Here is a 16,867-nt window from a genome sequence, read left to right as displayed (position 1 = left end):
AATCATGAAAATAGGAATTAACGGTTTCGGCCGTATTGGACGCCTTGCTTTCAGAGCTGCAGTTGAAAGACCGGACATTGAAGTTGTTGGTATTAATGACCTTGTTGAGCCAGATTATATGGCTTACATGTTAAAATACGATTCAACTCACGGTCAGTTCAAAGGCACTATTGCTGTGGAAGGTGGCCACTTGGTTGTAAACGGTAAAACTATACGTGTAACTGCTGAGAAAGATCCTGCTAACCTTAAATGGAGCGAAGTAGGTGCTGAGGTTATTATTGAGTCAACAGGTTTATTCTTAACTCAAGAAAGCGCACAAAAACACATTGATGCCGGTGCAAAAAAAGTAGTGATGAGCGCGCCTGCAAAAGACGATACCCCGACTTTCGTTATGGGTGTTAACCATAAACTATTAAAAGCTGATCAAAATATCGTATCAAACGCATCTTGTACTACCAACTGTTTAGCGCCTATTGCTAAAGTGTTAAATGATAAATTTGGTATTGAAGAAGGTTTAATGAGCACTATCCACGCGGTAACTGCTACTCAAAAAACAGTTGATGGCCCGTCTGCAAAAGATTGGAGAGGTGGTCGTGGCGCTTATCAGAATATCATACCTTCATCAACCGGTGCTGCTAAGGCCGTTGGTTTAGTTTTGCCTGAGCTGAAAGGTAAATTAACAGGTATGTCATTCCGCGTTCCGGTAGCTGACGTATCTGTGGTTGACTTAACTGTACGCTTAAAAAACCCTGCTACTTATGAGGATGTTAAAGCTGCAATGAAAGAGGCATCACAAGGTGAATTGAAAGGTATTTTAGGTTATACTGAAGATGAAGTTGTATCTGAAGATTTTAAAGGTGATGCACGCACTTCAATATTTGACGCTAAAGCAGGTATTGCATTGAACAATAACTTTGTTAAAGTTGTATCATGGTATGACAATGAGTGGGGTTATTCAAACAAATTGATCGACCTTGTTCAGGAAATTGGTAAATTATAATTAAACACATTATAATTGAAAAGCCTCCGAGTAATCGGGGGCTTTTGTGCTTTAGCCCCTGGTGAATAGGCTGTCACCCTGAGGCCCCCGAAGGGGACGCGGCGGGTATTTGCCCTTATACCAAATTTTGCCATCGTGAGCGGAGCGAAGGACCTGCCGGGCGAAGTTATGCAAGGTTTACAGATTCTTCGTTTCGCTCAGAATGACAAAAAAGTTAAATGTGTATATTAGTCATACACATTTAACAGTACTCCAATGCTTAAACACTTACTACTTATCCCGCTGCTCGGCATTACTATAGCTGGCAAGGCCCAGATCAAATATCCGACACCCCAGGAAAGCGATTACAGCATTAAAGACTTCACCTTTGAAAGCGGCGAAAAACTGCCCGAGCTACGCATACATTGCATAACTGTCGGCAAACAACACAAAGATGCCAATGGCCGCACCGACAACGCAGTGCTCATTATGCACGGCACTACCGGCGACTCAAAAGGCTTGATAGGTATCCCACGTTTCTCGAACACCTTATTTGCACCCGGCGCACCTTTGGATGCCAACAAATATTACATTGTTTTTATCGACGGCATTGGTCACGGTAAATCGAGCAAGCCCAGTGACGGCTTGCATATGAAATTTCCGAAATATACTTATAACGATATGGTGAAGGCTCAGTACCTGCTGGTTACGCAGCATCTGGGCATCAATCACCTGCGTTTGGTGATGGGCACATCTATGGGAGCGATGCATACCTGGGTTTGGGGTTATACTTATCCCGACTTTATGGATGCGTTGTTGCCGCTGGCCAGCAACCCGGTCGAAATTGCGGGCCGTAACCGCATGATGCGCAAGTTGGCTATTGACCTGATAGAAAACGACCCCACCTGGATGGGGGGCGAATACAAAACTCAGCCTAAAGACGGTTTATTGGGTGCCACAGCCTGTTTGTTGTTTATGGGCAGCAGCCCACTACAGATGCAAAAGGCAGCGCCAACGCGCGAACAGGAAGATGCATTGCTAGCCAGAACAGAGGAACGTTACTATAAATTATTAGATGCCAACGATGTGATCTACGCTTTTGATGCTTCGCGATATTACAACCCTACACCGCACCTGGAACAAATTAAAGCGCCTTTGTTTGCCATTAATTCGGCTGACGATGTGATCAATCCGCCCGAGTTAGGCTTGATGGAAAAAGAAATCAGGAAAGTTGCCAAAGGCAGGTATATACTATTGCCATTGACCGATAGAACGTCGGGCCACGGCACACATTCCAACCCCACCATCTGGGGCAATTATTTAGAAGAATTGATGGCAATATCTGCGAAGAAATAATGTAGTTTATAGTTCCGCAACATTCGTCATTGCGTTCGGGACAATGCCAGATTGGATACCAAATAGAAAGCCTTCTGATTAATCAGAAGGCTTTCTATTTCAATTGTTCTTATATTATTGTGTGATGTTATGCTTCCTGAATTGAGTCGTTCACATCATCAGCGGCGCCCTTTACTTTTGATTTGGCACGGTTAACCTGATCTTGTGCTTCATTGGCTAAATTATTACCCTCTGAACGGATCTCGTCAGATACGCCGTCTCTGTAATTATACATATCCTCGGCGGCAGAACCAAATTTTGATTTTGCTTTTTCGTAAACGTTGTTGCCATATTCTTTTATTTGGTCTGACACTGTACGCGCCCCTTCTTTTGCTTTGCCGGCAAGTTCATCGGCATAACCGGCTAAACTGCCTCTGGTTTCTTCGCCGCTGCCGGGCGCAAATAACAATCCTAACACTGCACCTGCTGCGGCACCCACCAAAATTGCTGCTAAAAGTTTTGATTGATCTTTCATGGTTTTCATATTTATGTAGCTCACCTCATTAACACAACAACAGTGCCAAGCAGTTTGCCATATCAAAAAATAGCGTAATAACCCACAGCTGTAATAAATACAATACGCCAGTGCCTAACATGCCGCACAACAGTAATACAAGCCTTTCACTCAACGTTATAAATCGTACTTTTACAGTTAAATAAAGATCAACAGATATGAAAAAGGTTATCCTGCTTACAGGTTTTGTTATAGCATTGGCTGGTGTTAAATCATTTGCCCAAACCAACATCCCCGCAAAAGAAGCTGCAAAACACTTTAAAGAAAAAGTAGTAATATGCGACCAGATATATGGCGGCAAATTTTTAAGTAATTCAGGTATCACTTTAATTGATGTAGGTGGCGCTCATCCTAATGAATTGCTTACGCTTTTGATTAAGGGTGATGACCGTAAAAAATTCAAAGATGCACCTGAGGAAAGCCTGAAGGGTAAAAAAGTTTGTATAACCGGACAAATTGTCGATTACAAGGGAAAGCCGGAGATCATTATTACAGACCCGGCCCAGATAAAATTGCAGTAGTGCTTAGTCAGTTGAAAGTCCTGAGTCTTGTACTGTTGGGGTAAGCTTTTCAAACTATTAATTTTGTTGTCCTGAGCGATAGTGAACCTTTGCAACCTGCACCCCGGCCGGCAGATTCTTCGCTATCGCTCAGAATGACAAACAACGTTTAAGAGGAGTAAACACTTTGCACCCTGTCACGCAGATTATAACCTGACGCCATTACTTCGCCATACGCACCGGCAGTACGCACTGCAATCAAATCGCCACGGAAAGACTCGGGTAGTTCAACATCCTTACGGAAACAGTCGGTGCTTTCACAGATAGGGCCAACGACATCGTATTTCAGATCAGCGGCAGCACCGCGGCTAACATTTTCAATTTCATGATAAGCCTGATACAACATCGGACGAATCAGCTCCGTCATGCCGGCATCCAGCACCAGGAAATTCTTTTTCTGTCCGTTTTTAACATAAAGTACTTTTGATATCAGCGAAGCACACTGTGCAACCAGCGCTCTGCCCAGCTCAAAATGCACCTCCTGATCGGCCCGGACATTTAAAAAATCTTTAAACACCTTAAAGTAACTTTCAAAATCACTGATGGCATTGCCGTCCGGGTTATGGTAATCTACTCCTAAACCACCGCCTGCATTCAACACTTTTACGGTAAAGCCATGATCTTCAAACCAGGTAGCTATTTCGTTAATGCGTACGCAAAGGCTTTTGTAAACTTCCATATCGGTTATCTGCGAGCCAATATGAAAATGTACACCTACAAACTGAATGTTCTTGCAGGCGTGCAGCGCTTGCAGCACATCGTCCAGTTGCCAGGTATTAACGCCGAATTTGTTCTCATCTAAACCGGTAGTGATGAAGTGGTGCGTATGCGCATCAACATTGGGGTTTATACGGATAGCCACTTTAGCAATCTTGCCCTTTGCCTGTGCCAGTTCATTGATGATCTCCAACTCTTGAACAGACTCGACGTTGAAGCAGAAGATATCGGCATCTAAGGCCAGATTTATTTCTTTGTCTGATTTACCCACGCCCGCAAATACCACCTGCTTGTTTTTAAAACCATAGTCGATAGCTGCCTTAACTTCGCCGCCACTCACACAATCGGCCCCAAAACCAAACGACTGGATCATCTGCAGTACTTTTGAATTGAAGTTGGCCTTTAAAGCATAATGCACATGAAAGCCATAGCGCGAAGACGCATCATAACAGGCCTGCAAAGTTTGCCGAAGCACCTCTAAATCATAATAATAAAAAGGTGTTTCGGCGTTTTTAAAACGGGTAATAGTATCGGGAGTGAACATTATCTAAAATGTATTGTGTCATTGCGAGCGTAGCGTGGCAATCGCGAACTTTTCTTTTTGCGATTGCTTCGTCGTTTCTCCTCGCAACGACAGATTAATAGTACTTAAAATAGCCTGCTATGCAAACTTCTCAGCGCCTCAACCTTGTCTTCGGTTTTAACTAATACTGATAAGTTGTGATTACTGCCTCCATACGAGATCATACGTAAAGGTAAATGCTTTAACGCTTCCAAAACGCGCGACCCGAAGCCGTGCTTATCGGCGGCAAAATCGCCAACCACACAGATAATGGTTTGGTCGGCATCGATCTCCACATCGCCGAATGATCTTAATTCGCTCAGAATTTCTTCCAGATGGGTGGTGTCGTCGATGGTTAATGATACAGCCACCTCTGAGGTAGTGATCATATCAATAGACGTTTTATATCGCTCAAATACTTCAAATATACGGCGCAGGAAACCGTAAGCCAATAACATGCGGCTTGAGTTGACCTTGATAGCTGTAATGCCGTCTTTAGCGGCGATAGATTTGATTTGGTTCTTTTCACTGTCGGTAGTAATTAAGGTGCCTTTGGCCTGTGGGTCCATGGTGTTTAACAGCCGAACCGGTATTTTATATTTCTGCGCAGGGAACACGCTTTGCGGGTGCAGAATTTTTGCACCAAAGTAAGCCAGCTCAGCAGCTTCGTCAAATGATAACTGAGCGATGGGTTTGGTACCCTGAACAATACGCGGATCATTATTGTGCATGCCGTCAATGTCGGTCCATATTTGCACTTCCTCGCTACGGATACCCGCACCGATCAATGAGGCTGTATAGTCACTACCTCCCCGGCGCAGGTTATCTATCTCGCCAAACGCGTTGCGGCAAATATATCCCTGGGTAATGAATAGTTTATTATCAGGTGCTGCATCTAACAGCGGCGTTAAATGCGTGGTGATATGATCTACATCAGGCTCATTATCTTCATCGGTTTTCATAAAATCCAGCGCATGCAACAGTACAGACGGTATGCCGATCTCCTTCAGATAAACATGATATAAGGTAGTTGACAGCAATTCTCCCTGGGCCAATACTATTTTATCTTCCACAGGGGTGAACAGGTCATTAGCCAGATTGCTCAACAAACTAAAGTGGTACTCAATAACTTCTTTACCTTGTGCAAGAAACTCGGGCCGGGCAAACAGTTCTCGTATAAAGGTTTCATATTTCTCCTTTAAAACAGCAATTAACTGGCCGGCTTTGGGCTTGTCGCCCGCTAAATAAGCCTGACCAATTTCAACTAAACTGTTTGTTGTACCCGACACAGCCGACAGTACAACGATCTGCCTTTCGGAAACATCAATAATGTCCAGCAGCTTTTTCATCCGCTCCGGGCTACCTACCGACGTTCCGCCAAATTTTAAAACCTTCATTTTATCGCTCTTAAACACAATGCTACTGCTATTTAACATAGCAGATTAGCGGCGCTAAAAATAGGGTTTTAACGCCTATTAATTGTATAATAAATCACAAAAAGTCAAGAGAAAAAAACCGCGTCGGGATGTTGACAGAGCCCTTTTGACCGTATAAAACCTTTGTGAGAGTGTTAAAATACTGACTAACTCGTCTGTTTTTAATAATATTGCGGCTGTTTTTTTGGAGCGGGGAGATTTATTACTTTACTTTACATCAGGTTATTTTAATAGGGGTATTAAATAGCTATACCTAGCCGCTTGTATTTTATGCAGGCGGCTTATTTTTTTATAGCCTGTCTTACTTAATATGCTCATTGGCGATGAGTTCAAATAGCTCATCATTATCCACGCTTTCATCGAAGCATTCCATCATCAGCTGTTCTATATGATTGTAGTTTAAGCGGTGCGCTACCATTTTTAAAAGTCCATAGGTGGTAATATTGATATTTTCTAATACCTGGACATACATGATCAGGTCCATATCATTTAATATAGCCAGATCTTTCTTTTCACTAAGACAAAATTCATCTTTAACAATGGCTTTGATAGGGTTGCAATTTTTATCGGATGGCTGTTCGCCAATGGTCTCAAAAATTTCTTCCATCCTGATGATCTGTTTTTTCAAGTCTTCCCAAAACTCATGCATGCCCAGTTGCAGCGCGTTAAATGATGCTTTTTCGATAAGGTCCGGCATTTTTTGGTCGAGATATCGTTTGGCGAAGTATAGTCGATTCAAATTGTGTACAAATACCTTATAGGGTAAGTGCCCGTCAGCTGACTTGTTGTTGCTTCTCATAGTGATAATGGTTAAGCGGTAAGACAAATAAACTTATAACACAACAACAATTAAGAGGCAGAATGTTTGCGGTAATAGATTTATATGCGGTAGCTTTGCCCGATACTTGAAACTATGAAATACAAACTAGGCGATTTCGTCCGATTTGTTGACGAAAAAATGGAAGGTTTTATTACCCGCATTATCGACGACCAGATGATAGGCGTAACCGGCGAAGACGAATTTGAGATCCCCGTGCTGGCGAGTAAGGTTACGTTGGTACACGGGTACAAGCCCGCCGGAACAGAACAAGCGCCATCAACCGGCATTGAACCACAAATACTACAAGGCGAGTTCAAAACCAAAGGCATATATTTAGGTGTTGTGGCCGATGCCAAAGCAAACGCTGTAGTGCATTTTAATTTGCTGAATGATACTTCGTTTCAGCTATTGGTAACGCTAACAACCGATAAACACGGTTTCAAAGGCGAGTATGCAGGCGTCATCGCGCCTAAATCAGCATTTAAAATTTATTCAGCTCAACTGGCCGACTTGCAACTGTGGCCAAAGTTTCTGATCAATATACTTTACTACACTACACAAAACATAGAAGCACCGGCACCTTTATCTTTTAGCGAGAAATTCAAGGCTAAGGATTTTTCGGGGAACAAAAAGAATCTGCCGATCATGAATCAGCCGGGTTGGTTGATCCGGCTGGATGAAGCTGACTTAGTTATCGACCCACAAAGATTAAAGGAAAGCTTCTTTAAAACAGCCGAAGAAAAAGTAGTAATTGATAAACCGCAACGCGAGGTCGACCTGCACATTGAAAAGCTGCGCGACGATTATCAATTTTTAAAAAGTGCCGAGATACAACGCATACAAATAGCTCACTTCACTAAAGCGCTGGACGCCGCTGTTGTGCATCAGCTACCAGAGATTGTCTTTATCCATGGTACCGGTAATGGCATATTGCGCCACGAGTTACACAAGGTGTTAAGCAAACATCCCAAAGTACAAACCTTCATGGATGCTTTGAAAGAAAAGTTTGGTTATGGCGCTACCAGGGTGGTGCTAAAATAAAAAGCTTAAGATGTTGCCAGTTGTACATTTTGATAACTGGTTTCAGCAAAACGCTCAAACAGCTGGTCGAGTATTTGCTGGGTATTGTCCGGATAGTTTACCTTTACTACCTGCCCGTTTTGCAGCCAATTCATGATTTTTTCATCGTGTTTTGGTTTCAGGCTTTTAATTACCGGTACGCCCATTTCTTTAAGCAGCTCGGCATTGAGTTGTTGCTCGTATTGGTTTTTCATCGGGATAACCAGCAGCTTTTTTTTCAGGAACAATGCCTCGGCCGGGGTTTCGAAACCGCCGCCGCAAAGCACGCCCGCACTTTGGGCCATGCTTTTTACAAACGCTTTGCTTTCAATAGGTTGTATTGAAACGTTTTTATGCGTAAAAGCTTTTTTGTTGTGTTTTGAAAATACATCCCATTGAATATCCTTAAATTCTGATAAACGCTTCAGCAGTCGCTTGTCATCATAAGCAGGCAGGTAAACGGTATAGTGACCTTTATTACCAATTTGCTGCTCACGCACCTGCTGGCGAATAACCGGGGTGAATATGTTTTTATCTAAAGCCTTAAAGTGAAAACCAAATTGGGCAGTAACCGGGGCATAGTTTTTCAAGATCAGCCGGCCTATCATATCTGTATCCTCCGGCTTCGGCGCTTTGTCATGCAATACTGCTGCCTGGTGGCTCAGGCCTATGCAGGGTTTGTTATTTAAATAACAGGCCCAGGCCGACACCGGCTCAAAATCATTGATCACCAGGTCATACTTTTCTATCGGCAGGTTTTTGATCTCTCTGATAAACTTTCTGAAACGCGATTTCATGAACGAGGCCCACAGATCAACCCCGCCCGACTTGCCGAAGACAAATCCAAAGCCGTGCAACTTATATTTTATCGGGAAGGGCAGGTTCAGATCGCCCTGGGTGCCGCTAACCAATACATCAACATCACACATCTTTTTCAGTAAGGGTACAATGTCCATCGACCGGCTAAGGTGCCCGTTGCCTGTTCCTTGTATGGCATACAAAATCTTCATGAGTTACAATAAACGATTTTTTGAATTGAAAGGGTTGTAAATAAATAAAGAGAGCTAAATTGCCCTCTTTACTATTAACTGATCTTATTAGTTCAATGAAAAAAGAACGATTGGTTAGTATATCATCTGAATAACGATACAAAAGTAAACCTGCTGTGTTAAGTGTTGATTAACTTAATGTTAGTTGTGTGCTTAGTTAATGTTGAATGCTTTGGTACGGCTGTTGCGTAGCTTACACTAGGTTGTAAGCGGTTGGCCTGTTAATCATATAAATGCTTTAACCCGATAGCTGTGCATACAAAACCAAACAAAATGAAACTAAAATTAATCATATTTTTTATCCTGACTTTTACCACCCGTATAGTTATTGCGCAAGGCGCCTGGACTTTTAAAACCGAAAGCAGCGGCATAAAAGTTTATGTCGACAATAAGTCGGCGATGAAAGTTAAACCGATAAAAGTAGAGAGCAGTATCAACGCTACGCCCACGCAAATTGCTGCTGTATTGTTGGATGTTGAAAACTATCCCGACTGGGTATACAAAATCAAATCAACGTCGCTGGTAAAGCAAACATCAGCAACCGACCTGTTTTACTATGCCGAAATTAATATGCCCTGGCCGGCGCAAAACCGCGATTTTGCTGCGCATATTACCGTAACTCAAAACCCGGAAACCAAAGTAATAACGATCGACGCGCCGTCAGTAGCCGATCTGGTGCCCGAAAAGGAAGACCTTACCCGGGTGAAGAGATCTCACGGCAAATGGATACTTATACCCGATGGCAACAATAAAACCAAAGTAACCTACTATTTCACGCTCGAACCGGATGGCGGTGCTCCGGCCTGGATCATTAATCTTTTTATAACTGACGGGCCAATGCAAAGCTTTAAAAAGCTGAAAGTGCAAGTGCAAAAGCCGGCTTATCGCAATGCTGCAAACTTATTTAGATAGGCGCCTGACATAATTAATTTCTGTCATGCCGAAATAAATTCGGGATGACAGGCGTTTCAAATTCCTTTGCAAACATCTGCAACATCTTCATTACGCAATCGATGCCGTGTTTTTGGTTTCGTTAATCAGGCCGGATATGTTAGCTTAGCAGGTAATAAACCAATTGCTGTTAAATTATGAAGAAATTTTACATAGCCTGCCTGGGGTTATTTATTTCGCTTAACTCGTTCGCGCAATCAACCATCATTAAATATTTATCGGGTACAGATAAGGATCATACCGTACAGTGGGATTTCTTTTGTACCGATGGCCGTAACAGCGGCAAATGGACAAAAATAGCCGTACCGTCATGCTGGGAACTGCAGGGCTTTGGTGCCTATAATTACGGCGGCGACAAAAACAAGGCACATGAGCAGGGCCAATATAAACACCAGTTTACCGCAGGTGCATGGGCCGGCAAGCGGGTATTTATAGTTTTTGAAGGATCAATGACCGATACCAAAGTGATGGTAAACGGCCGGCAGGCCGGTCCGGTACACCAGGGCAGTTTTTACCGGTTTAAGTATGATATAACTGACCTGGTAAAATTTAATGCCCAAAATTTACTGGAGGTTACGGTTGATAAAATGTCGGCAGAAAAATCAGTAAACGCCGCCGAGCGCGACCGGAGTGATTTCTGGGTTTTTGGCGGGATCTATCGTCCGGTTTATTTAGAAATTGTACCCGATACTTATATCGACCATGCAGCCATCAATGCCAGGGCCGACGGCTCTTTTTCTCTGGATGTCTATCCCCATAATTTACATGGCGACGAAACCATACAAGCACAAGTGCAAAAAACAAACGGCGAGAATGTCGGCAAACCGATGATGGTGAAGGCTGATGCCTCTGCTGATCGTCTGGAATTGAAAGGCAATTTCAATAAGCCTGCTTTATGGAGCTCGGAGTTTCCTAATCTCTATCAGGTAATCGTCAGCATAAAAAATAAAAAGGGAGTTGGACATACCATCAAACAAAAATTTGGCTTTCGCACCGTTGAGCTGCGTCCGCAGGATGGCTTTTATGTTAACGGTGCCAAAACCATTTTGAAAGGTACTTGCCGCCACAGCTTTTGGCCGGAGACCGGCCGTACCTTAAGCTACAAACTGCAGGTGATGGATGTGAAGCTGATGAAGGAAATGAATAACAACGCCGTTCGCATGTCGCATTACCCGCCCGATCAGGATTTTCTGAATGTATGCGACTCGTTAGGAATTTATGTACTGGACGAACTGACAGGCTGGCAAGCTAAATATGACACTGTTGTGGGCCGTAAATTAGTTAAAGAAATGGTGGTGCGCGATGTCAATCATCCGTCGATTGTATTTTGGGATAATGGTAACGAGGGCGGCTTTAACTTCGCGTTGGATAATGACTATGCGCTGTATGACCCGCAAAAACGGGTGGTATTGCACCCGTGGTCTAATTTTAACAACCTGGACGCGCATCACTATCCCGACTATAATTACATCCTGAAAACTGCTAATACCGGCAAAGCTGTTTTTATGCCGACCGAATTTATGCATGGCCTGTATGATGGTGGCGCCGGAGCCGCGCTTGAAGATTTTTGGAATAAGATGCTCGAATATCCGCATACCGCAGGCGGCTTTATCTGGGCCTTTGTGGATGAGTCTGTCATCCGCACGGATAAAAATAATACTTACGATGGCACGGGTAACAGAGCTCCCGACGGTATCCTCGGTCCGCACCGCGAAAAGGAAGCGAGTTTTTATACGGTGAAAGAGATATGGTCGCCGGTTTATATTAAACCGCAGCCTATTGATAAATCGTTTAACGGTAAAATACCGGTAGAGAACCGCTATGTGTTTACCAAACTGAGCCAGTGCAAGTTTAAATGGAAACTGGTGAAATTACCATCGGCGCAAGCTAAAACAACACAGCCCGTTTCAACGCTGACCGGGTCGCCGTTACCATTGGAGCTGCAGCCGGGACAAAAAGGTACACTCAACCTGCATCTGCCTGCCAACTGGGCTGATAATGATGCCCTTTACCTGGCAGCTTACGGCCCGCACGGAGAAGAGTTGTGCACCTGGAGCTGGGCTATTAAATCGCCTCAGGCTATTATTAAAGCACCGGTTACCGCGAGCGGAGCTATTTCTCATACCGAACAAGGCAACGAACTGATCATTACCGCCGACGGCAAGAAATACTATTTCGATAAAAGTACCGGCTATATCGGGAAAGTATTAAAAGGCAATAAAACTATTTCTCTGTCGGGCGGCCCCGTGCTTGCCGGTGTCAGCACTGTGCTAAAAGATTTCTCGTACAAAACCGAAGGAAAACTGCTTACGGTTAGTGCCAGCTACACAGGCGATGCCTCCATGCAGGTAAAATGGACCTTCGCACCGGGCAAACCGGTTAAATTGGATTATACCTATACTCAAAGCGGCGATGTAGATTATATGGGTATCACGTTCAATTATCCCGAAGAAAGAGTTACCGGCATGAAATGGCTGGGCCGTGGCCCATACCGTACCTGGAAAAATCGCGTGCCGGGCCAGCAGTTCGGTGTATGGCATAAGGATTATAATAACACCATCACCGGCGAGAACTGGGACTATCCTGAATTTAAAGGCTATCATAGCGACCTGAACTGGGTGGTGCTTGAAAATAAAGAATCGCCGTTTACGATTTATACTGATAACAAGGACATGTACCTGCAAATGTACCGCCCGGCCCGCGAAATGGACGCACTGAAAAACAACAACGTTGAGCCGCCATTCCCTGACGGTAACATTGGTTTTCTGAATGCGGTTAGTGCCATAGGTACCAAGTTTCAGTCGGCCAAACAAATGGGCCCTCAAAGCCAGAAAACGCATGCCGATGGTACGCCCGTAAGTAATACGCTTTGGTTTGAATTTTAGGGATATTTCGCCCCCCTGTTTTAACGACATTTAAGTTTGTCATTTCGAACGTAGTGAGAAATCTATGTATTGTTATTTGCGATTGGTAGCATGTGTATAGAGTCTCCCTATGGCAGGAAATGACATTGTGGTTAATCCATAGTACAATCCATTATTTTTATTTTTTCCTATCAGATTTGTAATTATCTTGCATTATCTCACGCTAACAACAAAACAATTAAAATGACCACTGAGCAAGATGAGTATATCTTAAAAGTAGAAGGACTGGGCGTAAACTACGGCAGTTTTGAAGCTGTGAAGGACGTCGGCTTTAAGGTATTGCAGGGAGAAATTTTCGGTTTGCTGGGCCCAAATGGTGCCGGTAAAACCAGTACGCTAAGCGCTATCGAGTGTCTGGTGAAATTTAAAAGCGGCAGCATTTTATTAAATGGATTTGATGTGCAGCAACAGCCATTGCAGGCAAAAGCCTCTATGGGCGTACAACTCCAGTCAACCAGTTTTCAGGCCGAGTTGAACGTCATCCAGATATTGCAGCTGTATTCTGGTATTTATGGCGTCCCGATGGATACAGAGCAGGTTAAAGCCCTGCTTAAAGAAATTAGCCTTGCCGATGCCGGTAAAAAGAAATTCAGTCAGTTATCAGGTGGCCAGCAACAACGTTTATCACTGGTTATTGCCACTATCCATAATCCTAAATTGGTATTGTTAGACGAGCCTACCACGGGCCTCGACCCGCAGTCGCGGCGCCAGTTATGGGAACGTATTGAGGCCATCAAAGCAAGGGGACATGCCGTGCTGTTAACCACACACTCAATGGAAGAGGCCGAAGCAGTGTGCGACAGGATTGCCATCGTCGATCATGGTAGGGTTATAGCCATAGACACCCCGCAGGCATTAGTCGACAAATATCGGGATGACCCCGAAGTAATTGCCGCTTCGCGCCGCGGAAAAATAACTTTAGAGGATGTATTTATTGGCCTTACCGGCAAAACTGTAAGAGCCTGATTGAACGTAAAATGGAAAATAACAATATCAATATACCCAGCACCCCAACGGTATTAGCCACTTTGTTCAAGGCCGATGTGGCAACGCAGATCAGTAACCGCCGTTCAGTAATTATCACATTGCTGGTGCCGATTATGATCCTGATATCGTGGAAAAATTTTGCTCAAAAAATTGGCGGCCCTTATGTGCTGTCTTCTGCCATAGATATTGGCCTGATATCTATCGGATTAATGGGTTATTCCCTGTCACTGGCGCGTGACCGTGATAAAGGCATTTTTCAACGCCTGCGGGTAGCCCCTGTTCCTACCTGGGCAATCATGTTCAGCCGTATCAGTATTCAGTTGCTGATGATCATGATCCTAAACCTGGTTATTTTTATGGTGGGGATGCAGGTAGATAAGGTAACATTGCCCGCATCGGGCTACATAGTAGCCTTTTTTTCAGCCTTTATAGGTGGTGCGGTATATTTAAGCCTTGGCCAGTTGATTGTAGGTTTGGTGAAAAATTTTGAAACCGTTAATGCCAGCGTACGCCTGGTTTATTTCCTTTTCATCATGATAGGTATGTTTGGCGAACTGGGGCTGCTTGGCGATTACATCAAAGACGCTATCCGTTGGACGCCCTATGGTTGTGTTAAAATTATGTTAGCCGCCAGCATGGAACCTGATAAATGGGACAAAGATGCTACCAGGGCGGTATTGTTGTCGTTGGGTTACATAGTTGTGTTTGCAGGTATTGGCATCAATAAGTTTAAATGGAGTACAAAGTAAGGGGCTACCGGGTACAAAAAGGATATCCTTTTCATAAAGAGCGCCTCATTACCTGCGTTATTAACCCGCCTGCTCTCCGCTATGTTTGATTAGCTTCCGTCTGGAGGCTTTTTGTGTTAAGGCGTTTCACTCTGGTGTTTCACCTCATTTGGTCAGAAAGCCATAAAAATGCGATAATGCCCTGATAAAAAGCGGTTTACATGGCTTTACCTGAAGTATTCGTACTGTTTCAAAGTGTTTCACTGTGTTTTTGTAAACTACTTATTTACAGATGTTTGCGTGTAAAAAGTGTTTCAAGTGTTCCAAAGTGTTTCACTTTTTAGTGAAACAGCACCATACTATTTTCCGAAAGGGACAAGGCCGTTTAACTGCCTGTACAATGGGTAATCGGGCAGGGGCTGGGCCGACTGATGGAAGTTCTTGCAATAATAAACCTGCAGATGCTCCTCAACCACACCGCCACGGATGATGGGGATGTCATCAAGTTCAGTAATGCTGTCGAAAAATGGCGTAGCATCCTTATAAATAGTTTCCTCATAGCCATGAGCTTCGCCAATAATCACGCAATCCTTACCCAATAAAGTCTTCGGGTCGACCAGGAAGGCCAGGTTGCGCGGGTCGCGGTTAAAGCAGATGATTTCCTTCTTGCCTTTCAATGCCCAGTCTACCTTACCGGCCAGCCACCAGCGGGTGCTTCCTGCAAATACCTTATCATTGGCAATCCAGCCTTGTTTTTCAAAACGGGTCATTACGTCGTCATAGTCAACACCCTGTATAGTGGGATCGATCTTGGCACCGCCCAGGCTTGCCACCCATTTTGGCCCATAACTTTGCCAGAAACCGGTAACCAGGTGCAGGCCCAGTACTGTAATGGTTATCACCGTAAAGGATATTGAAAAATTAAGCCAGCGGCGGGTAAAGCGTTTACGACGCTCATCGGCTCCGTTCAGGGCTTTGTCAATGGCAAAGCCCAAAGGGATGAACAGCATCATATAACCCGGTGCCTGCCAATGGAAATGGTATTGCAGATCGGCCCAGAGGGTAATAACAGTAAAGAATACGATAGGCAATACCGACATCCAGAAGTTAAAGCCATATTCCTGCTGTATGCGTTTTTTGTATGCTACGAACATTTGGCGAATGGTAGGGAACCAGATCCATGGCAGTAACCAAACCGCCTGCCCGGCAATGCTGCGGACAAACCAGTCGAAATGGATAGTAAAAGGTTCGTCGCGGGTGCCCGCTCGCGAGCCCTGCCAAACAAATGATACCCAGTTGTTTTTGTAATTCCACCATAAAACCGGCGTAGCCATTAAGATAGTGATCAGGATAGCCAGGTAAGGCCCGGGATGCGCCAGCCAATGACGTTGTTTTTTGTTAGTCAGAATAAATAAAAATACCGCTGCAAACAGAAACAGTACATGATATTTGCTCAAAGTAGCCAAACCCATACAAATGCCGATGATTACCCAAAGGCGGTAAACCTTGCCTTTGTCGGCTTTGGGGTCAAGCGGTTTCGCTTCGCCGATGCCGAGCACTTTTACAATGTACCAGGTGCTCAGCAGCCAAAAGAACATCAGCGGTGCATCCGGTTGATACCAGCAGGCTACGCCCACGGTAAACAGCGCGCTCAGGTTCATTACCACAACAGCCCAGAAACCCGCAGCCGCATTAAATAATTTACGACCCAATAGGAATAGCAGCCAGCTTGTACCTGCAAACATCAATACATCCGGAAAGCGAAGGCCGAAATTAGTTAATCCAAACAAACGGATACTTGCCCCACCCAGCCAAAAGAACAGGGGCGGCTGGTCAAAATAACTCCAATCTAAATGAATGGCACCGCGAAAATAATACGACTCGCCATTGCCCAAACCCGTGTACGCTGCAATCCATAACCGGGCAAAAAATGTGATTATAATAAGTGCCAGGGTATATTTAGCGGCGTTTTGTTCGGTTATTTTTTTCATGGATAGAGAACACAGGTTTTATTTGCAGTCGCCGCAAATCTCTGAAAAAAATATAAGTTATCCGCATAGGGTGTTGCGGTGAGTTATACCGTCTATTTTTTTATCCTGAATTTCCAGGCAAAATCAATACTCATAGTATGCTCATATTTAAATTTGTCGGGCAGGCTGGGGCGATAAAATGTAGGGCGATAAATT

Annotated in this window: 14 protein-coding genes; 8 read left to right on the top strand and 6 right to left on the bottom strand. The window is 44.1% G+C overall.

Annotation, left to right across the window (positions count from 1 at the left end; all coding sequences use genetic code 11):
• Positions 1-4: 4 nt before the first annotated feature.
• Positions 5-1,000, top strand: a complete 996-nt coding sequence (gene gap, locus ABD772_RS16500; RefSeq protein ID WP_345106982.1) for a type I glyceraldehyde-3-phosphate dehydrogenase — start codon at positions 5-7, stop codon at positions 998-1,000.
• Positions 1,001-1,255: 255 nt separating this feature from the next.
• Entirely contained in the window at positions 1,256-2,335 is a 1,080-nt protein-coding gene (locus ABD772_RS16495) for an alpha/beta fold hydrolase (RefSeq protein WP_345106980.1), read from the top strand.
• Positions 2,336-2,462: 127 nt separating this feature from the next.
• Here ABD772_RS16495 and ABD772_RS16490 read toward each other — a convergent pair whose 3' ends face one another.
• Positions 2,463-2,849 carry a YtxH domain-containing protein gene (locus ABD772_RS16490; RefSeq protein ID WP_345106977.1) on the bottom strand — a complete coding sequence of 129 codons (387 nt, stop codon included), beginning with the start codon at positions 2,847-2,849 and terminating at the stop codon, positions 2,463-2,465.
• A 197-nt stretch (positions 2,850-3,046) separates the two neighbouring features.
• Between ABD772_RS16490 and ABD772_RS16485 the strand changes: the two genes are divergently transcribed.
• Positions 3,047-3,409, top strand: coding sequence for a hypothetical protein (locus tag ABD772_RS16485; protein ID WP_345106974.1), 363 nt, complete (start codon positions 3,047-3,049; stop codon positions 3,407-3,409).
• A 148-nt stretch (positions 3,410-3,557) separates the two neighbouring features.
• On the opposite strand, the gene lysA is transcribed toward ABD772_RS16485, so the two are convergent.
• The 3 genes from lysA to ABD772_RS16470 all read right to left on the bottom strand — a co-directional run bounded on the left by lysA (position 3,558) and on the right by ABD772_RS16470 (position 6,962).
• Complete coding sequence (gene lysA, locus ABD772_RS16480) at positions 3,558-4,709, bottom strand: diaminopimelate decarboxylase (RefSeq protein ID WP_345106972.1); 1,152 nt, start codon at positions 4,707-4,709, stop codon at positions 3,558-3,560.
• 104 nt (positions 4,710-4,813) lie between these two features.
• Positions 4,814-6,124, bottom strand: a complete 1,311-nt coding sequence (locus ABD772_RS16475) for an aspartate kinase (RefSeq protein WP_345106969.1) — start codon at positions 6,122-6,124, stop codon at positions 4,814-4,816.
• A 340-nt stretch (positions 6,125-6,464) separates the two neighbouring features.
• Complete coding sequence (locus ABD772_RS16470; RefSeq protein WP_345106966.1) at positions 6,465-6,962, bottom strand: DUF892 family protein; 498 nt, start codon at positions 6,960-6,962, stop codon at positions 6,465-6,467.
• Between the two features lie 114 nt (positions 6,963-7,076).
• On the opposite strand from ABD772_RS16470, the gene ABD772_RS16465 reads away from it, so the two are divergent.
• The gene (locus tag ABD772_RS16465) at positions 7,077-8,024 is read left to right on the top strand and encodes a Smr/MutS family protein (protein WP_345106963.1); all 948 of its coding nucleotides are present in this window, start codon (positions 7,077-7,079) and stop codon (positions 8,022-8,024) included.
• 5 nt (positions 8,025-8,029) lie between these two features.
• On the opposite strand, the gene ABD772_RS16460 is transcribed toward ABD772_RS16465, so the two are convergent.
• Entirely contained in the window at positions 8,030-9,052 is a 1,023-nt protein-coding gene (locus tag ABD772_RS16460) for a glycosyltransferase family protein (protein WP_345106961.1), read from the bottom strand.
• A 312-nt stretch (positions 9,053-9,364) separates the two neighbouring features.
• Here ABD772_RS16460 and ABD772_RS16455 point away from each other — a divergent pair, with 312 nt between their 5' ends.
• From ABD772_RS16455 to ABD772_RS16440, 4 genes are all read left to right on the top strand, one after another.
• A complete protein-coding gene (locus ABD772_RS16455; protein ID WP_345106959.1) occupies positions 9,365-10,003 on the top strand; it encodes an START domain-containing protein in 639 nt (212 codons plus the stop codon).
• A gap of 176 nt (positions 10,004-10,179) precedes the next feature.
• A complete protein-coding gene (locus ABD772_RS16450) occupies positions 10,180-12,927 on the top strand; it encodes a glycoside hydrolase family 2 TIM barrel-domain containing protein (RefSeq protein WP_345106958.1) in 2,748 nt (915 codons plus the stop codon).
• A 222-nt stretch (positions 12,928-13,149) separates the two neighbouring features.
• Positions 13,150-13,932, top strand: coding sequence for an ABC transporter ATP-binding protein (locus tag ABD772_RS16445; RefSeq protein WP_345106956.1), 783 nt, complete (start codon positions 13,150-13,152; stop codon positions 13,930-13,932).
• Positions 13,933-13,943: 11 nt separating this feature from the next.
• The gene (locus ABD772_RS16440; RefSeq protein WP_345106954.1) at positions 13,944-14,702 is read left to right on the top strand and encodes an ABC transporter permease; all 759 of its coding nucleotides are present in this window, start codon (positions 13,944-13,946) and stop codon (positions 14,700-14,702) included.
• 338 nt (positions 14,703-15,040) lie between these two features.
• Here ABD772_RS16440 and ABD772_RS16435 read toward each other — a convergent pair whose 3' ends face one another.
• Complete coding sequence (locus ABD772_RS16435; protein ID WP_345106951.1) at positions 15,041-16,672, bottom strand: ArnT family glycosyltransferase; 1,632 nt, start codon at positions 16,670-16,672, stop codon at positions 15,041-15,043.
• Positions 16,673-16,867: the final 195 nt, after the last annotated feature.

The organism is Mucilaginibacter panaciglaebae, assembly GCF_039539265.1.
GTDB classification, from domain to species: Bacteria; Bacteroidota; Bacteroidia; order Sphingobacteriales; family Sphingobacteriaceae; genus Mucilaginibacter; species Mucilaginibacter panaciglaebae.
The sequence above is the reverse complement of the archived record's forward strand: the minus strand, read 5'-3'. Positions and strand labels throughout refer to the sequence as shown.